The following is a 16,658-nucleotide window of genomic DNA, read 5'->3' on the forward strand; positions in this document are numbered from 1 at the left end:
TATATGAAAAACAGGCTCATATAAGTTTTTTCTGATGATGGCGTTTTCATCGCGCCCAATCACAGTGCAAGACACGGGACAACACTGTTTCCCGACCAGCGAAGACATTGCTTGACCACTCAAAACTTCCGGCCTATGCCTATGGACGCAAAATTCGTTGGGGTGCCTCTAAAGAGGCTGAGAGGCGCGTTCTCGCGTTAACCCATTGAACCTGATCCGGGTAATACCTGCGTAGGGAACGGAGTTTGACGCGTCGCGGACGGGGTTCATTCCCCAGAGGAGCTTACGCTCCATAAAGGTTCATGGCGTCTCATCTTTCCGTTCGGAATGAGAGACGACACGATGAACCAGAAACATAGTTTCTCCCGAAGCAAAACCAACAATGGCCAGATGCGGTCTGTGCCCATCTGTGTAACCATTGCCGGTTCCGACAGCGGTGGCGGCGCTGGCATTCAGGCCGACCTCAAGACATTTTCCGCACTTGGCGTTTATGGCGCAAGCGTCATTGCCGCTGTGACCGTGCAGAACACCTGCACGGTAAGCGCGGTGCACGATATCCCGCCCGCTATCGTCGCAGGGCAGATCGACGCCGTTTTCAGCGATCTCGATGTTGCGGCAGTGAAGATCGGCATGGTTTCCGTGCCTGAAACCATCGACGCCATCGCGCGCGGCCTTGCGCATTTTTCCGGTCCCGTCGTTGTCGATCCGGTGATGGTGGCAAAGTCGGGCGACCGGCTTTTGAGCGAAAACGCCATTGCGCTTTTGCGCCAGAAACTGGTGCCGCTGGCCACGCTTTTGACGCCCAACCGGCCAGAAGCGGCTTGCCTGCTCGGCTGCGGTCTGGCGCTCGACGATGCGGACGCCGAGGAACAAGGACGCGCCTTGCTCGAATTCGGCGCGAAAGCCGTTTTGATGAAAGGCGGCCATGCGGAAGGCGAAACATGCGTCGATCTGCTGGTGCGCCCCGATCAGCCGACGCTGCGGGTTGAAGCACCGCGTATCTTGACCGGTAACACCCATGGCACAGGCTGCACGCTCTCCTCGGCCATAGCCGCAGAGCTTGCCAAAAACCTGCCGCTGGAGAAAGCCGTTCTGAACGCACATACCTATCTGCAAGGGGCAATCCGCGCCGCCGACACATTGAAGATCGGACACGGCCACGGGCCGGTGCATCATTTCCATGACCTCTGGACAATCCGGGCGGAGGAGATTGCGTGATGCGCGTCACCATCATCGGAGCGGGTGTCGCCGGTCTTGCCACCGCCGCAGAGTTCACCGATCAGGGCCATGCCGTCACAGTGATTGCCCGCAGCCCGCAGATCGGTTCCGATTGCTGTTCGTGGTTGGCAGGCGGCATGCTGGCGCCATGGTGCGAGGGCGAAAGCGCCGAAGAGCCTGTGGTGCGGCTTGGTCAGGAATCCATCGGCTGGTGGGAAAAACATGTTTCCGGCGTCAAACGCGAAGGCACACTGGTTCTGTCGCACAACCGCGATGCCAGCGAGTTGCGCCGTTTCGCCCGCCGGACGGAAGCCTTCGACACAATCGATCATGAACGCATCAATGCACTGGAACCTGATCTGGCCGAGCGTTTCCGGCAGGGCCTGTTCTTCGCGCGCGAAGGGCATCTCGATCCGCGCAAGACACTCGTTGAGCTGGCCGGAAACCTGCAACGAAAGGGTGTCGTCTTTCACCTCAATACGGAAGCGGACGCAGCGAAGATCGATGCGGATATCGTGGTGGATGCACGCGGCCTCAGCGCCCGTGACGCCCTTCCCGATCTGCGCGGTGTGAAGGGGGAAATGCTGGTTGTCCGCTCGCGTGACATCAACCTTTCGCGGCCCGTGCGCCTGCTGCATCCGCGCATTCCGCTCTACATCGTGCCGCGCGGCGACGGTGTGCACATGATCGGCGCGACGATGATCGAAAGCGATCAGCGCAGTGGCATCAGCGTGCGCTCGACATTGGAGCTTTTGAGCGCTGCTTACGCCCTCCATCCGGCCTTCGGCGAAGCGGAGATTCTCGAAACCGGCGTCGATGCGCGCCCCGCCTTTCCCGACAATCTGCCCCGCGTAAGGCGACGCGGCAAAACCATCTATGTCAACGGGCTTTATCGCCACGGCTTCCTGCTCTCGCCGGCGATAGCGCGGATGGCGGTTGCGAGCGCGACCACGCCCGAAACCAAGCCCGAATTTGTGGAGGACTATGCATGACGATCGTGCTGAACGGTGAAGTCATCACCACGGCAGCAGCCAATCTGGCGGCGCTGCTCGCCGAAATCGAACTGGACGAAGCGGTGGTCGCAACCGCGCTGAATGGTGAATTCGTGGCCAGCGATGAGCGCTCCACCGCGACCCTGTCTTCTGGCGACCGCATCGAAGTTCTCGCCCCGATGCAGGGAGGCTGACGTGCTGGACTTTTATGGAAAACAATTCGAAAGCCGCCTGCTGCTCGGCACGGCGCAATATCCATCGCCCGCTGTTCTTGCAGATGCGGTGCGCGCCTCGCGGGCCGGAATCGTCACCGTGTCGCTGCGCCGTGAAAGCGGCGATGCGCGCGCCGGACAGGACTTCTGGGCGCTGATCCGCGAACTGGGCGTGGCCGTTCTGCCCAATACGGCAGGCTGCCACACGCCGCGTGAAGCGGTGACCACGGCCAAGATGGCGCGCGAAATCTTCGGCACCAACTGGATCAAGCTGGAGGTGATCGGCGACCACGACACATTGCAGCCCGACCCGTTCGGCTTGGTGGAAGCCGCGCGCATTCTCTGCGACGATGGCTTTGAGGTCTTTCCCTATATGAATGACGATCTCGTCGTCGCGGAAAAGCTGATCGAGGCTGGCTGCAAGGTGCTGATGCCCTGGGGCGCGCCCATCGGCTCGGGCCGTGGCCTCAACAATCCTTACGCGCTGAAAACCATGCGGGCGCATTTCCCCGATATTCCGCTGGTGGTCGATGCTGGCATCGGCGTGCCGTCCCACGCGGCGGCGGCGATGGAGCTGGGCTATGACGCCGTGCTCATCAACACCGCCGTCGCCAAGGCTGGCGATCCCGTCGCCATGGCGCGCGGTTTCGCGCTTGCGGTTGAAGCCGGGCGGCTCGCTTTCGAGGCAGACGCCATCGAAGCGCGAGACATGGCCGCGCCATCCACCCCTCTTCTCGGAAAGGCATTTTTGTAATGGCTCTCGATCCGTTCTACCCGATCTTCGACAGCGCCAAATGGCTTGAGCGCATGGTGCCGCTCGGCGTCAGGCTGGTGCAACTACGCGTCAAGGACAAGACCGAGGCGGAGCTGCGCAGCGAAATCCGCGCCGCACGGGAAATTTGCCTTGCCCATGACTGTCAGCTGATCGTCAACGACTACTGGAAGCTGGCGCTGGAGGAAGGCTGCGACTTCATCCATCTCGGACAGGAAGATCTTGACGATGCCGATCTCGACGCCATTCGCGCCGGTGGTTTGAAACTGGGTGTTTCGAGCCATGATGAGGCCGAACTCGACCGCGCTTTGTCGGTAAAGCCTGACTATATCGCGCTTGGCCCCATCTACCCGACCATTTTGAAAAAGATGAAATGGCACGAACAGGGCCTGCCCCGTCTTGGCCAATGGAAGGCGCGCATTGGCGACATTCCGCTGGTGGGCATCGGCGGCATGAGCGTCGAACGCGCGCCGGGCGTGTTCGATGCGGGCGCCGATATCGTGTCCGTTGTCACCGACATCACCCTTAATGCCGACCCCGAAAGCCGCCTGCGCCAGTGGATCGAAACCACGCGCGCTTATGCTGACCATGCTCTGGAGCAGACATTATGAAAAAGACCGTCTTCGCCGCCCTGTTCGGCCTCGCCGTCACGGCTGCCACTGCGGCTCACGCTGACGACAAGCTGAAACTCATTCTCGACTGGTATGTGAACCCCGATCATGGCCCGGTCATCGTCGCCGACAAGCTCGGCTATTTCAAGGATGCCGGGCTGGACGTGGAAATCGTCGCGCCTGCCGACGCGTCGACGCCCACCAAAATGGTGGCGGCAGGACAGGCCGATCTTGCCATTTCCTATCAGCAGCAGGTGCATCTTCAGGTGCATGAAGGCCTTCCGCTGATCCGCGTCGGGACACTGATCGACTCGCCGCTCAACTGCCTGATGACCCGCGATGACGGATCGGTGAATGCCATTGCCGATCTCAAGGGCAAGAAGATCGGCTATTCGGTCGCCGGAACCGAAGAAACCTTGCTTGGCACCATTCTCGGCCAGCATGGCGTCAAACTCTCCGACGTTGAACTCATCAATGTGAATTTCTCGCTGGCGCCATCGCTTATGTCGAAGCAGGTCGATGCGGTGATGGGTGCCTATCGCAATGTCGAGCTGAACCAGATGGCTGTCGAAGGCGTGCCCGGCAAATGCTTTTTCGTCGAGGAAGAAGGCGTGCCGGTTTATGACGAGCTGGTCTATGTCGCCGCTTCCGACAAACTGGATGCAGCGGAAAAGGACAAGATTTCGCGCTTCCTCGCAGCCACCGAAAAGGCAGCGCAATATATCGTCAATCACCCGGAAAAGGGCTTTGAGCTGTTTTCATCCTACAGCACCGAACTCAACGACGAGCTGAACCAGCGCGCCTGGAAAGACACCGTCGCGCGCTTTTCCCGCGCGCCTGCAAGCCTCGATTATGGTCGCTGGCAGCGTTACGAGGCCTATCTCAAGGAGAACAATCTGGTTCCTTCCATCCTGCCGGTCGAGAAATTCGCCATCGACGTCAACGCCGAAGGGAGCAAGTCATGAGCCAGCCACAGCCGCATTATTCATCCGAACTGTTCACGCGGCTTCGCGCCGCGACCCTTGCCGACTGGAAGCCCTATATCGAGCATGACTTCGTGCGGGGATTGGGCGACGGCACGCTGCCGAAAGCCGCCTTCCTGCATTATCTGCGTCAGGATTATGTCTATCTGCACCACTATGCCCGTGCTTTTGCGCTCGGCGTGGTCAAGGCCAACACATTGCAGGAAACCCGGCTCTGCGCCGATATCATGCACGGCCTTGCCCATATGGAACTGCCGCTGCATGTCAGCATCTGCGCCCGCGAGGGGATCAGCGAAGACGAGCTTTACGCGACCAAAGAAGAGCCGGAAAACCTCGCTTATACGCGCTATGTGCTCGACTGCGGGCAGGCCGGCGACTTCCTCGATCTTCTCACCGCGCTTGTGCCCTGCGCGCATGGCTATGGTGAAATCGGCCTCAACCTCGCCGTGACCGCCCTGCCCGGCACACCCTATCAGGAGTGGATCGACACCTATGCGGGGCCTGAATATCAGGACATGTGCCACACGGTCGGCAAGCTGTTCGATCAGGCCGCCAAAGACCGCATCGGCGACGACTTCGAGAAAAGCCCGCGTTGGCCAAGGCTCTGCCAGATTTTTGCAACCGCAAGCAGGCTCGAAGCCGATTTCTGGTCGATGGGGTTGAAAGCAGTTTCAGGAAAAGTGGGAACCGGTTTTCCGTCCGAAACTGCGTCAGCAAAATGATGAAGGCGGCTTAGTTGGACGCCACGATTTCGACTCGTTCCCGCACAAGGCGCATCGCCGACGGCTTGCTGTCGGCGGCAGTGGCGCTGGCCATCTGGCAAGCGGTGGTGAGCATCGGCCAGATGCCGCGCTTCATCCTGCCCGGCCCGCTCGATGTGGTGCAGGCGCTGATCGGCAATGCCGGGCTGATTGCTGAGAACGCCGCCGCCACCATCGGCGAAGTGCTGGGCGGCCTTGTCCTCGGCAGTGCGGTCGGCATCGCCACCGCGATCTGCCTGATGATGTCGCCGCTGGCGCAGCGGCTTGTCATGCCCGCCATGGTATTCAGTCAGGCGATCCCGATCTTCGCACTCGCCCCCATTTTGACCTTGTGGCTCGGCTATGGTCCCGCATCGAAGATAGCGGTCACCGTGCTGATGATTTTCTTCCCCATCGTTTCGACCTTCTTCGACGGCATGCGGCGCACCGAAACGAGCCTGATCGACGCAGCGGAAATTCTGGGGGCCGGACGCATGGCGATCCTGTTTCGCATCCGCATCCCGTCCGCCTTTCCATCGCTGGCGTCGGGCCTCAGTCTTGCCGCCGTCTATGCGCCCATCGGCGCGGTGGTGGGCGAATGGGTCGGCGCATCGAAAGGTCTCGGCTATCTGATGCTGCTCGCCAATGGTCGCGCCAAGGTGGATCTGATGTTCGCCTGCTTGTTCGTGCTGGCGGCTTTCACCATGCTGCTGCATGGCACGGTATCGCATTTCGCCCGCAAGCTCGCCGCATGGCCTAAAAAAGCCGCATAAAAAAACCGGCGGGGGAACCGCCGGTTTTCGCATTCTCTCAGACCGCTAAAGCTTTTGTTTTTACGCATGTCTTTATCCCGAAACCGGTTCCCACTTTCGGGAGACATGCTTCATCAGGCCAGCGTATAGGCCGTCTTGACCGTCGTGTAGAACTCGGCGGCATAGCGGCCCTGCTCCCGCGGACCGTAGCTCGAACCCTTGCGCCCGCCGAATGGCACGTGGAAATCGACGCCGGCGGTGGGCAGATTGACCATCACCATGCCCGCTTCCGAATTGCGCTTGAAATGGGTCGCATATTTCAGACTCGTCGTGCAGATGCCCGACGACAGACCGAAGTTCGTATCGTTGGCGGTGGCAAGCGCTTCTTCATAATCCTTGACGCGGATGACCGAAGCGACCGGGCCAAAGATTTCCTCGCGGCTGATGCGCATCTGGTTGGTGGCCTCGGTGAAGAGCGCTGGCTGGAGATAGAAGCCCGGCGTTTCGCGGTTGAGGCGTTCGCCGCCAAAGGCAAGCTTCGCGCCTTCCTTGCGGCCGATCTCGATATAATCCATGTCCTGCTGAAGCTGGCTTTCATCCACGACCGGGCCGATATGCGTGCCCTGCTTCAGGGCATTATCGACCACGACGCCCTTCAGCCTTTCGATGGCGGCGGCAACGAACTTGTCGTGGATGCCTTCCGTCACGATGATGCGCGAGGATGCCGTGCAGCGCTGGCCGGTCGAGAAGAAGGCTGAATTGACGACGGATTCGACCGCGACATTGAGATCGGCATCATCCAGAACAACGACCGGGTTCTTGCCGCCCATTTCCAGCTGGAAACGGCGGTTATGCTCGATGGAGGCGGCAGCAACGCGCTTGCCCGTGCCGGTCGAGCCGGTGAAGGTCACGGCCTGAACATCGGCGCTGTCCAGAATGGTCTGACCGACAACCGAGCCCTTGCCCATGACGAGGTTGAGAACGCCCTTCGGCAGTCCGGCGCGGTGCAGGATATCAACAATCGCCCAGGAGCAGCCCGGCACGAGGTCGGCTGGCTTGAAAACAATGGTGTTGCCATAGCAGAGCGCGGGCGCAATCTTCCAGGTCGGAATGGCGATCGGAAAATTCCACGGCGTGATGATGCCGACGACGCCGACCGGTTCACGGGTGACTTCAACGCCGATGCCCGGACGCGCCGAAGGCAGCGTTTCACCGGCAAGGCGCAAGGCTTCGCCTGCGAAGAAATCGAAGATCTGGCTGGCGCGGATGGTCTCACCAATGCCTTCGGCCAGCGTCTTGCCCTCTTCGCGCGACAGGAGACGGCCAAGCTCGTCCTTGCGCGCCAGAATTTCGTCGGCAGCCTTACGCAAAATTGCGTGGCGCTCCAGAATGCCGGAACGCGACCAGGCCGGGAAAGCGGCCTTTGCAGCGGCAATCGCAGCTTTGGTGTCGTCGGCGGTGGCGCGGGCATAGGTGCCCACCACATCGTTGGTGTCGGACGGATTGATATTGGCAATGCCGTCGCCGCCAACCCACTCGCCAGCGATCAGATTCTGATGAATTGTCATGTAACTCTCCCGTGAATTCCCGATATCGGCCGTGCGGCACTGATATATCTGACCTTCATTCGCGCAGCGAACAGGCGAATGCAAGGGCGCAAGCGCTTGTAACAGAAAAATTGAAAAGTATTACTTTTAAAATTCAGAAATTCGAAAACTTGCAAAATTGCCACACCCCGCCCCTTGCAGACCAGAAATTGCATTTTGGGCCTTGGCAAATGGGTTTGCTCATTTATTGTGCAACCATCTGAAACACTGGCAGGAGGTATGAGATGCGTGTCCATTACCCGTTCCCAATGGTGCCCAGTGTTTTCGCGGGCGCTTCTAACCGCTAGGTCCGCGGCCCACCCGGCAGGCTGACCTGTCCGCTCCTTCGGAGCATCTTTCCAAACCATCGCTGTTCGCGGCTCCTCCGGGTGCCGATCGTTTTGTTTTTCTCAATCAAGGGCCAGTTTCTGCGCGCGAGCACAGGCTGGTAATATGGATATGACTCGGTTTCGTCTCGATTTCCGGGGGCCTGCGTTCCGCAATGTCCTCGGCTACACTTTCAGCCATTGGCGAAGTCAGCCCTTGCGGCTGGCGCTGATGATAATCGGCATGCTGCTTGCAACAGCCGCAGATGTCTTGACCCCGCTCTATTCCGGACGGCTGGTGGATGCGCTTTCGCTAAGCGGCGACAGCGCCTGGAACAGTGCAATCGAAGCACTGGTGATCTTGCTTGCACTCGGCGCGCTGGCGCTGATCACCCGCCAGCTGACCTTCTATGTCATCACCGACTTTACCTTGAAGATCATGAGCGACATGGCGGCAAGTTCGTTCCACAAGTTGCAGCGGTTTTCGACCGACTGGCACGCCAATGCCTTTGCCGGATCGACGGTGCGCAAGGTTTCGCGTGCCATGTGGGCGCTCGATCTGCTCAATGACACGCTGATCATCGCCTTGCTACCATCCTTGCTGATGCTGCTTGGCTCCGTTGCGTTGCTGTCGTGGTATTGGCCGTTGATGGGCTTGCTGGTTGCAATCGGCTCTGTGCTATTCATCGTCTGCACGATTGTGATTTCGCTCGGCTTCGTTGCGCCTGCCGCAACATTGGCCAATAGCTGGGACACGCGCATGGGTGGCTCGCTGGCCGATGCCATCTCCTGCAACGCTGTCGTGAAGGCATTCGGCGCGGAAAGCCGCGAAGATGTTCGTCTTTCGAAGGTCGTTACCAAGTGGCGCAGTCGCACGCGCCGCACGTGGCTGATCGGCACGCTGAATGGCTTCATTCAGGGCGCGAACCTTCTGGTTATGCGCGGCGTTGTTATTGCCTTTGCGCTCTATCTGTGGAGCCAGGGCAAGGCCACTGCAGGCGATATCACCTTCGTTCTGACGGCATTCTTCATGCTACAGGGCTATCTGCGCGATGTCGGCATGCATATCCGCAACCTGCAACGGTCGGTCAACGACATGGAGGAACTGGTCGAGATCGAAGCACAGCCCTATGGCATTGCCGACAGGTCTGGCGCGCCCGCCATCAGGATCGGCGCGGGCGAGATCACCTTCGATCACGTCACCTTCCATTATGGCAACCATGAAGCCGCGCTTTACCGCGACTTCTCGGTCAAGATCGATGCGGGCGAGCGGGTTGGCCTTGTCGGCCATTCCGGCTCCGGCAAGACCACTTTCGTGAAGCTCATCCAGCGGCTTTACGACGTTAATGACGGCGCCATCCGCATTGACGGCCAGACCATCGCCGACGTGACACAGGCGTCACTGCGCTCGCAGATCGCCATCGTGCAGCAGGAGCCGATCCTGTTTCACCGCACGCTGGCCGAGAACATCGCCTATGCCCGCCCCGGCGCAACACAAGCCGAGATCGAGGAAGCGGCACGCCTTGCCAGCGCGCATGACTTCATCATGCGGCTGCCGAAGGGCTATGCGACACTGGTGGGTGAGCGCGGCGTAAAATTGTCGGGCGGCGAACGCCAGCGCGTGGCCATCGCCCGGGCGTTTCTCGCCAATGCGCCGGTTCTGATCCTCGACGAGGCAACGTCCAGCCTCGATTCGGAATCGGAAGTGCTGATCCAGCAGGCGATGGAACGCCTGATGGTCGGGCGCACCACGCTCGTCATCGCGCACCGGCTTTCGACGGTGCGCGCACTCGACCGGCTGCTGGTCTTCGACAAGGGTCGCATCATCGAGGAAGGCGACCACGACGCGTTGATCCGGAAGCCGGGCGGGATCTATCGCCGCCTGTTCGAACGGCAGGCGCTGGAACTAACCAAGGGGCTTGAGGACGTCATTTAAACGACGATTATCGTCAGCACTTGAAGAATAGGGCCGGGAGCAATTCCGGCCCTATTTTTATTGGGCTTTTTCCATTCATTGTGCGTTCAGATCACGTCCGGTATCACCCGCCGCTCAACCGTGGCTTGACATTTCCATGACAGAAATGTGACACGAAATTTCTCACAGGAAGAAATGGTAGCGAGTAAGGCATGTCTGGAGTAGTGGAAAACGCGGGCGAACGTCGCTGGAGCGATGCTGCCATTTTCGGCGCTTCGCATGTTTCCTGGCCTGTGCGTGTTGCCTGGGTTGCTCTTGCTTCCATTGTTCTGTCCGTTCTTCTGGTTTTCTCCGTTGAATGGATTTTTCGCGGTTCTTTTGCCGAAACGATTGCGTTTTTCCGCACGCCGCACAAGCCTGCATGGACGACGGTTGCCTTCTTCGTTGTGGTGCTGACCGCCAGCGACGCGATTTTCGGGCGCATCCATTACGGGCTTTTCGTGGTGGGGCCGCTGGCGCTGATCGCCGCCGCCACTGCGCGGGAGAAAAGCCTTTATCTCGGCGACCCGCTTTATCCGAGCGATTTTCTCTATGCCCGCCAGATCGTCGATCTGCTGCCGCTTCTGGTGCGTGAACGCCCGTGGAGCGCTGTCGGCATCGCCCTTCTCCTGCTTGCCAGCGCAGCACTTTTGATTGCCGCGAGCCTTTTCTGGTGGCGTCGTTTCGACCGCATTCCGTGGAAAGGCCGCGTGCTTCGTCTGGCCTTCGCGCTGCCGCTGCTGGCGTGGTTCGCCTTCATTTCCGATTATTCCAGCTTTTCGCTGGCGCGTGACCGTCTGCGCGTTCTGCCCATCATGTGGGATCAGAAGGAAAATTACGCGCATAATGGTTTCACCATGGCCTTCATCCTGAATGTGCCGATGGCAACCGTGTTTGCGCCGGAAGGCTATTCGCCGGAAGCAATTGCCTCGATCGAGCCGCCCGCGCAGCTCATTCCCGCAGCACTTGAAACCGGCAAACCCGACGTCATCATGATCATGAGCGAGTCCTTCTGGGACCCGACCCGCCTGCCGGGCGTGGCGTTCAGTGCTGATCCGATCCCGACCGTGCGCGCTGAACAATCCGGCCATGTGTTCTCGCCGGAATTTGGCGGCATGACCGCCAATGTCGAGTTCGAAGCGCTGACCGGTTTTTCCAAGGCATTCCTGCCTTCCGGCAGCATTCCCTATCAGCAATATGTCCGGCGTCCGCTGCCTTCGCTCGCGAGCTTCTTCAAGGAACAGGGCTATGCAACCCGGGCGATCCACCCCTATCGCCAGTGGTTCTGGAACCGCGGTCCCGTCTATGAAAATATGGGCTTTGACAAGTTCATGTCCGAAGAAAACATGCCACCTCTGGAAAAGCGCGGCATGCTCGCCTCGGACGATGCGCTGACCAGCGAGATCATTCGCGAGGCGGATGCGCAGGAAGACCCGTTCTTCTTCTTTGCTGTTTCGCTGCAAGGCCACGGTCCCTATGAGGCCAACCGCTATCCGGATTCGAAGCTCGACGTGCAGGCCGACGCCAGCGACGCTGTGCGCCAGTCGATCCGCACCTATTCACAAGGCGCGATGGATGCCGACGCCAGCCTCGCACGTCTGATGGACTGGGCGTCAAAGCGCGAACGCGAGACCATTCTTGTATTCTTCGGCGATCACCTGCCGCCGCTCGGGCCCGTCTATACGGAAACCGGCTTCATGCAGGAACGTGTTGCAAGCCGCATCGCGCCTGCTCGCGACATGCTTCTCCAGCATGAAACGCCGCTGGTGCTGTGGTCGAACAAGCGCGGCGCGGAACGCGGTACGGGCACGATCAGCCCGGCATTCCTGCCAATGCAGATACTCGAAATGGCCGGGATGCAGCATCCCTATTACACCGGTTTCCTGCGCCAGCTGCATGACCAGTATCGCGTCGTCGATGCGCATGCCGTGTTCGATAGCGGTGAAAATGCCGATGAAGGCTGGCAACAGCGCCCGCCTTTTGCGCCCCTGCTGCGCGATTACCAGATGCTGCAATATGACATGATCTTCGGCAGCAGTTACGCGCGAGACCGGTTTTTCCCCGTGCCATCCCAAAGCTGAAAGCTATACAGGGGCCTTGCCGGCTGACTGACGAATGATCAGCTTGTAATCGATCTTCCGGGCAGGCGAAATCTGGCCATTTTCGATATGGTTCAACAGCATATCCGCCGCCCCGCGCGCCATTTCGAAGATTGGCTGGCGCACGGTGGTGATCTGCGGCGATACCATGCTGGCAATCGAACTGTCGTCGAAACCGACCACGGTAATATCGCCCGGAACAGACAGTTTGTGGTCATGCGCCATCTGCACCACGGCTGCCGCCATATCATCATTGGACGCGAAGATCGCCGTTGGACGATTTTCGAGTGACAGAAGCTTCTTTCCGGCGACCAAACCGCTGGCGAAGCTGAACCCGCCCTGCGCCTCATAATCCGGATTGCGCTCGATCCCCGCCGCGTCCAGCGCCTTCCGGTATCCGGCAAGCCGCAATTCGGCGGAGCGGTGGGTCGGGTCGCCGATGATGATGGCGATCTTCCGATGACCGAGTTTCAGAAGATAGTTCACCAAATCGACGGCTGCGGCCTCGTCATCGATTGAAATACTGTCGGTTGGATGTACGTTGACATCGCCCGCCACGCGCGCAAAGGGCATGGCCGAAGCGGAAAGTTCCTGCAAAATTTCCGGATCGTCCGACATGGGCGGCGTCACGATGATGCCGTCGAGGCCCGATGCATGGGCGGTTTCGATCAGTGCACCGCGAATATCGGCGCGGTTCTCGACCGGAAAAATCAGCAGGCGATAGCGCGTGCCGCGCAGGCGTTCCAGCGCGCCCATCTGCAATTCGGCGACATAGCTGGAACTGGGATTTTCGAAGAAAAGGCCGATCAGATGCGAGCGGCGCTCCACCAGATTGCGTGCCGCCGCATTGGGCCGATAGCGCAGCTCCTGCCCCACTTCGCGCACCTTTTCGCGGATCGCCTCGCGCACATTCGGTTCGTCGTTATAAACGCGTGAAACGGTCTTGATCGACACGCCCGCCAGACGCGCCACATCGTGTATCGTCGCTCTCTTACCCGTTGCGGCCATGTAGAATCGACTTCCTCCCCGAAGAGCCTATGTAAATAGCTTGTTCGCCGGATAACGAAAAGGCCAAAGCTTTCAGGGAACGGAACATATGCGGGATCGCGTCAGAAAACGCACCTCCCGCCCATTATCGAGCGAGAACATGCCCCCGCGCCCCGGAACAACATCGATGATGAGTTCGGTGTGCTTCCAGACTTCATATTGCGGGCCGCTGATATAGACCGGCGCGCCGCCAATCTCGCCCAGCTTCACATCCGTATCGCCAATGACGAATTCGCCCTGCGGATAGCACATTGGCGAAGAACCATCGCAGCAGCCGCCCGACTGATGGAACATGATCGGCCCATATTCAGCCTGCAATTCACGAATAAGCTTGAGAGCGTCGAGGGTGGCGCTGACTTGCCCCTTGCCGTTGTCCTGCTCGCCCCTTTGCGGGTTTTCTTGCAACATTTTCTCCTCCCTCGCATGCAAGCGAGCGAAACAGGTCCGCCCGCTCGGAACTTACAGAGTCTATCCTGCACGCTTTATTGCGTCAGATCCATCACGACACGGCCTTCAATATTGCCCTTGCGCATGTCATCGAAGATGGAGTTGATATCTTCCAGTTTCTCGGTGCGGATGGTTGCCTTGACCTTGCCGTCGGCGGCGAAGTCGAGCGATTCCTGAAGATCAAGGCGAGTGCCGACGATGGACCCGCGCACGGTGACGCCGTTCAGCACCATGTTGAAAATCGACAGCGGAAAATCGCCCGGCGGCAGGCCGTTCAGCGATACCGTGCCGCCGCGCGCCACCATGCCGAGCGCCTGTTCAAAGGCGATCGGCGAAACTGCCGTCACCAGTACGCCTTGCGCGCCGCCATCGGTTTCCTTCTTGATATAAGCTGCCGGGTCCTTGTTCGTCTTGGCATTGACCGTCACCGTCGCACCAAGCTTGCGGGCAAGGTCGAGTTTCTTGTCGTCGATATCGACGGCCGCAACATTCATCCCCATGGCCTTGGCATATTGCACCGCCATATGGCCAAGACCGCCGACACCGGAAATCACCACCCAGTCGCCCGGTTTGGTGTCGGTCACCTTGAGGCCCTTATAGACCGTGACACCAGCACAAAGCACCGGGGCGATCTCGTTGAAATCGATATTTTTTGGCAAATGGCCGACGAAATTCGGATCGGCCACCACATATTGCCCAAAGCCGCCATTGACCGAATAGCCGGTATTGAGCTGTTCCTCGCAGAGTGTTTCCCAGCCGCCGAGACAGTGGCGGCAATGACCGCAGGCCGTGTAAAGCCATGGAACGCCAACGCGGTCGCCTTCCTTCACATGCTTGACGCCAGCCCCCACGCCCGACACAAAACCCACACCTTCATGACCCGGGATAAATGGTGGATTGGGCTTCACCGGCCAGTCGCCTTCGGCGGCATGAAGATCTGTATGGCAGACGCCGGAAGCCTGAATGGCCACCTGAATCTGCCCCGGTCCCGGCTCAGGTATCGGCACTTCGTCGATTGTCAACGGCTTGCCAAATTCTCGTACCACTGCCGCTTTCATTGTCTTGGCCATAAAGTCTCTCCTTCGTTATCGAATTGAGTTTCTTTCAAGCTGTTCCCCGAGACGGGACGGAAGAAATGTAGTCGGAAATATGGTGCACCCTGTTGCCGCGTCCAGCCAGCCGCGTGACACTTATGGGCCGAAAGGGTCGCCCGGGCATTTTCGCCCAGGCCCCTTCGACAGTCCCCTTGGGAGGGTGAACTGATACCGTTCTTCCAACGCAATACTGACATGGAAGACGGGAATGCTCTTTGATTAGACGCAATGCGGAGACATCTTCTCCGCATTGCAACGCGCGATATTCAGACCTCAGAAAAAACCAAGCTTTTTCGGGCTGTAGCTGACGAGCATGTTCTTGGTGTTCTGATAGTGCTCCAGCATCTTCAGGTGGTTTTCGCGACCGATGCCCGACTGCTTGTAGCCGCCAAAGGCCGCATGGGCCGGATAGGCGTGGTAGCAGTTGGTCCACACGCGGCCCGCCTGAATGGCGCGACCGAAGCGATAGGCGCGTGTACCGTCACGGGTCCAGATACCGGCACCCAGACCATAGAGCGTGTCATTGGCAATCGAGAGCGCTTCCGCATCGTCCTTGAAGGTTGCAACAGACACGACCGGTCCAAAAATTTCTTCCTGGAAGATGCGCATCTTGTTGTTGCCCTTGAACACGGTCGGCTTGACGTAATAGCCGCCCGCCAGATCGCCCGGCAGGACATTGCGCTCACCGCCGGTCAGCACTTCGGCGCCTTCCTGACGACCGATGTCGAGATAGCTTAGAATTTTCTCAAGCTGCTCGCTCGATGCCTGCGCGCCGATCATCGTTGCCGGGTCGAGCGGATCGCCCTGCACGATGGCTTCCACACGCTTTAACGCCTTTTCCATGAACTTGTCGTAGATCGATTCATGAACCAGCGCACGGCTCGGACAGGTGCAGACTTCACCCTGATTGAGCGCGAACATGACAAAACCTTCGATGGCCTTGTCGAGGAAGTCGTCATCTTCGGCTGCCACGTCCTTGAAGAAGATGTTGGGCGACTTGCCACCAAGTTCCAACGTGACCGGGATGAGATTCTGGCTGGCATATTGCATGATGAGGCGGCCAGTCGTGGTTTCGCCGGTGAAGGCGATCTTGGCGATGCGCGGGCTGGATGCCAGCGGCTTGCCTGCTTCGAGACCGAAACCATTGACCACATTGACCACGCCTGCGGGCAGCAGATCGCCGATCAGATCCATTAGGACGAGGATTGAGGCAGGGGTCTGTTCGGCGGGCTTAAGCACCACGCAGTTGCCAGCGGCGAGCGCCGGGGCCAGTTTCCACACCGCCATCAGGATCGGGAAGTTCCACGGAATGATCTGGCCGACAACGCCCAGCGGTTCATGGAAGTGGTAGGCGACCGTGTCGTGGTCGATTTCCGAAATGCCGCCTTCCTGCGCGCGAATGACACCGGCGAAATAGCGGAAGTGATCGACGGCCAGCGGAAGATCGGCAGCGGTGGTTTCGCGGATCGGCTTGCCGTTGTCCCATGTTTCGGCGGCAGCGAGCGCAGGCAGGTTTTCCTCGATGCGATCAGCAATGCGGTTGAGGATCAGCGCGCGTTCGGCAACGCTTGTGCGACCCCATGCTTCCTTGGCGGCATGAGCGGCATCGAGCGCGGCTTCAACATCCGCCGCGTCGGAACGCGCGACTTCGCACAGAACCTGGCCATTGACCGGTGAGGTATTTTCGAAATAGCGACCCGACTTGGGTTCGACCCATTTGCCGCCGATGAAATTGCCATAACGTTTGGCAAAAGCCGGCTTCACCGTCCGGCTGAATTCAACCTTATTCATGACTTCCTCCCGAGTTAACGCCGCTCCTACAGCG

Annotated in this window: 15 protein-coding genes and 1 riboswitch; of the genes, 10 read left to right on the forward strand and 5 right to left on the reverse strand. The window is 59.4% G+C overall.

The genetic code is table 11. From position 1 onward, the window contains the following. The first annotated feature begins 148 nt into the window (after nucleotides 1-148). Nucleotides 149-255, forward strand: a riboswitch (TPP riboswitch). Between the two features lie 87 nt (nucleotides 256-342). Genes thiD through FIC94_RS07255 form a run of 8 tightly spaced genes read left to right on the forward strand, consistent with a single transcriptional unit; the run spans nucleotide 343 to nucleotide 6,301 of the window. After that, on the forward strand, nucleotides 343-1,218 hold the full coding sequence (gene thiD / locus FIC94_RS07220) for a bifunctional hydroxymethylpyrimidine kinase/phosphomethylpyrimidine kinase (protein ID WP_140024426.1): 876 nt from the start codon (nucleotides 343-345) through the stop codon (nucleotides 1,216-1,218). Further along, a complete protein-coding gene (gene thiO, locus FIC94_RS07225; RefSeq protein WP_140024427.1) occupies nucleotides 1,218-2,210 on the forward strand; it encodes a glycine oxidase ThiO in 993 nt (330 codons plus the stop codon). The genes thiD and thiO overlap by 1 nt, the downstream gene beginning before the upstream one ends. Beyond that, nucleotides 2,207-2,404 (forward strand): sulfur carrier protein ThiS, encoded by a 198-nt coding sequence (gene thiS, locus FIC94_RS07230; RefSeq protein ID WP_121537176.1) that lies wholly within the window; start codon nucleotides 2,207-2,209, stop codon nucleotides 2,402-2,404. Before thiO ends, thiS begins: the two co-directional genes overlap by 4 nt. Before the next feature lies 1 nt (nucleotide 2,405). Beyond that, the gene (locus tag FIC94_RS07235; protein ID WP_140024428.1) at nucleotides 2,406-3,176 is read left to right on the forward strand and encodes a thiazole synthase; all 771 of its coding nucleotides are present in this window, start codon (nucleotides 2,406-2,408) and stop codon (nucleotides 3,174-3,176) included. Next, entirely contained in the window at nucleotides 3,176-3,805 is a 630-nt protein-coding gene (locus FIC94_RS07240) for a thiamine phosphate synthase (protein ID WP_140024429.1), read from the forward strand. Before FIC94_RS07235 ends, FIC94_RS07240 begins: the two co-directional genes overlap by 1 nt. Continuing rightward, nucleotides 3,802-4,770: an ABC transporter substrate-binding protein gene (locus FIC94_RS07245; protein WP_140024430.1), complete on the forward strand. Its 969-nt coding sequence runs from the start codon at nucleotides 3,802-3,804 to the stop codon at nucleotides 4,768-4,770. Before FIC94_RS07240 ends, FIC94_RS07245 begins: the two co-directional genes overlap by 4 nt. Next, a complete protein-coding gene (tenA, locus tag FIC94_RS07250; RefSeq protein WP_140024431.1) occupies nucleotides 4,767-5,510 on the forward strand; it encodes a thiaminase II in 744 nt (247 codons plus the stop codon). The genes FIC94_RS07245 and tenA overlap by 4 nt, the downstream gene beginning before the upstream one ends. Nucleotides 5,511-5,524: 14 nt before the next feature. Further along, on the forward strand, nucleotides 5,525-6,301 hold the full coding sequence (locus tag FIC94_RS07255) for an ABC transporter permease (RefSeq protein WP_140024432.1): 777 nt from the start codon (nucleotides 5,525-5,527) through the stop codon (nucleotides 6,299-6,301). 113 nt (nucleotides 6,302-6,414) lie between these two features. Here FIC94_RS07255 and FIC94_RS07260 read toward each other — a convergent pair whose 3' ends face one another. Beyond that, the gene (locus FIC94_RS07260) at nucleotides 6,415-7,848 is read right to left on the reverse strand and encodes an aldehyde dehydrogenase family protein (RefSeq protein ID WP_140024433.1); all 1,434 of its coding nucleotides are present in this window, start codon (nucleotides 7,846-7,848) and stop codon (nucleotides 6,415-6,417) included. A gap of 477 nt (nucleotides 7,849-8,325) precedes the next feature. On the opposite strand from FIC94_RS07260, the gene FIC94_RS07265 reads away from it, so the two are divergent. Together FIC94_RS07265 and FIC94_RS07270 are read left to right on the forward strand one after the other, a co-directional pair. After that, the gene (locus FIC94_RS07265) at nucleotides 8,326-10,128 is read left to right on the forward strand and encodes an ABC transporter ATP-binding protein (RefSeq protein WP_140024548.1); all 1,803 of its coding nucleotides are present in this window, start codon (nucleotides 8,326-8,328) and stop codon (nucleotides 10,126-10,128) included. A gap of 191 nt (nucleotides 10,129-10,319) precedes the next feature. Then, the gene (locus FIC94_RS07270; protein ID WP_140024434.1) at nucleotides 10,320-12,227 is read left to right on the forward strand and encodes an LTA synthase family protein; all 1,908 of its coding nucleotides are present in this window, start codon (nucleotides 10,320-10,322) and stop codon (nucleotides 12,225-12,227) included. Between the two features lie 3 nt (nucleotides 12,228-12,230). Here FIC94_RS07270 and FIC94_RS07275 read toward each other — a convergent pair whose 3' ends face one another. From FIC94_RS07275 to adh, 4 genes are all read right to left on the reverse strand, one after another. Further along, entirely contained in the window at nucleotides 12,231-13,253 is a 1,023-nt protein-coding gene (locus tag FIC94_RS07275) for a LacI family DNA-binding transcriptional regulator (protein WP_109368217.1), read from the reverse strand. Nucleotides 13,254-13,325: 72 nt separating this feature from the next. Continuing rightward, complete coding sequence (locus tag FIC94_RS07280) at nucleotides 13,326-13,700, reverse strand: DUF779 domain-containing protein (RefSeq protein ID WP_140024435.1); 375 nt, start codon at nucleotides 13,698-13,700, stop codon at nucleotides 13,326-13,328. Nucleotides 13,701-13,774: 74 nt separating this feature from the next. After that, nucleotides 13,775-14,809: an alcohol dehydrogenase AdhP gene (gene adhP, locus FIC94_RS07285; RefSeq protein WP_109368215.1), complete on the reverse strand. Its 1,035-nt coding sequence runs from the start codon at nucleotides 14,807-14,809 to the stop codon at nucleotides 13,775-13,777. A gap of 297 nt (nucleotides 14,810-15,106) precedes the next feature. After that, nucleotides 15,107-16,624: an aldehyde dehydrogenase gene (gene adh, locus FIC94_RS07290; protein WP_140024436.1), complete on the reverse strand. Its 1,518-nt coding sequence runs from the start codon at nucleotides 16,622-16,624 to the stop codon at nucleotides 15,107-15,109. Nucleotides 16,625-16,658: the final 34 nt, after the last annotated feature.

The organism is Ochrobactrum teleogrylli, from assembly GCF_006376685.1.
GTDB classification, from domain to species: domain Bacteria; phylum Pseudomonadota; class Alphaproteobacteria; order Rhizobiales; family Rhizobiaceae; genus Brucella; species Brucella teleogrylli.

Bases quoted from the DNA above. Each gene is read 5' to 3' on its own strand.
- thiD (WP_140024426.1), top strand. From the start codon at position 343: ATGAACCAGAAACATAGTTTCTCCCGAAGCAAAACCAACAATGGCCAG.
- thiO (WP_140024427.1), top strand. From the start codon at position 1,218: ATGCGCGTCACCATCATCGGAGCGGGTGTCGCCGGTCTTGCCACCGCC.
- thiS (WP_121537176.1), top strand. From the start codon at position 2,207: ATGACGATCGTGCTGAACGGTGAAGTCATCACCACGGCAGCAGCCAAT.
- FIC94_RS07240 (WP_140024429.1), top strand. From the start codon at position 3,176: ATGGCTCTCGATCCGTTCTACCCGATCTTCGACAGCGCCAAATGGCTT.
- FIC94_RS07245 (WP_140024430.1), top strand. From the start codon at position 3,802: ATGAAAAAGACCGTCTTCGCCGCCCTGTTCGGCCTCGCCGTCACGGCT.
- tenA (WP_140024431.1), top strand. From the start codon at position 4,767: ATGAGCCAGCCACAGCCGCATTATTCATCCGAACTGTTCACGCGGCTT.
- FIC94_RS07260 (WP_140024433.1), bottom strand. From the start codon at position 7,848: ATGACAATTCATCAGAATCTGATCGCTGGCGAGTGGGTTGGCGGCGAC.
- FIC94_RS07265 (WP_140024548.1), top strand. From the start codon at position 8,326: ATGACTCGGTTTCGTCTCGATTTCCGGGGGCCTGCGTTCCGCAATGTC.
- FIC94_RS07270 (WP_140024434.1), top strand. From the start codon at position 10,320: ATGTCTGGAGTAGTGGAAAACGCGGGCGAACGTCGCTGGAGCGATGCT.
- FIC94_RS07275 (WP_109368217.1), bottom strand. From the start codon at position 13,253: ATGGCCGCAACGGGTAAGAGAGCGACGATACACGATGTGGCGCGTCTG.
- FIC94_RS07280 (WP_140024435.1), bottom strand. From the start codon at position 13,700: ATGTTGCAAGAAAACCCGCAAAGGGGCGAGCAGGACAACGGCAAGGGG.
- adhP (WP_109368215.1), bottom strand. From the start codon at position 14,809: ATGGCCAAGACAATGAAAGCGGCAGTGGTACGAGAATTTGGCAAGCCG.
- adh (WP_140024436.1), bottom strand. From the start codon at position 16,624: ATGAATAAGGTTGAATTCAGCCGGACGGTGAAGCCGGCTTTTGCCAAA.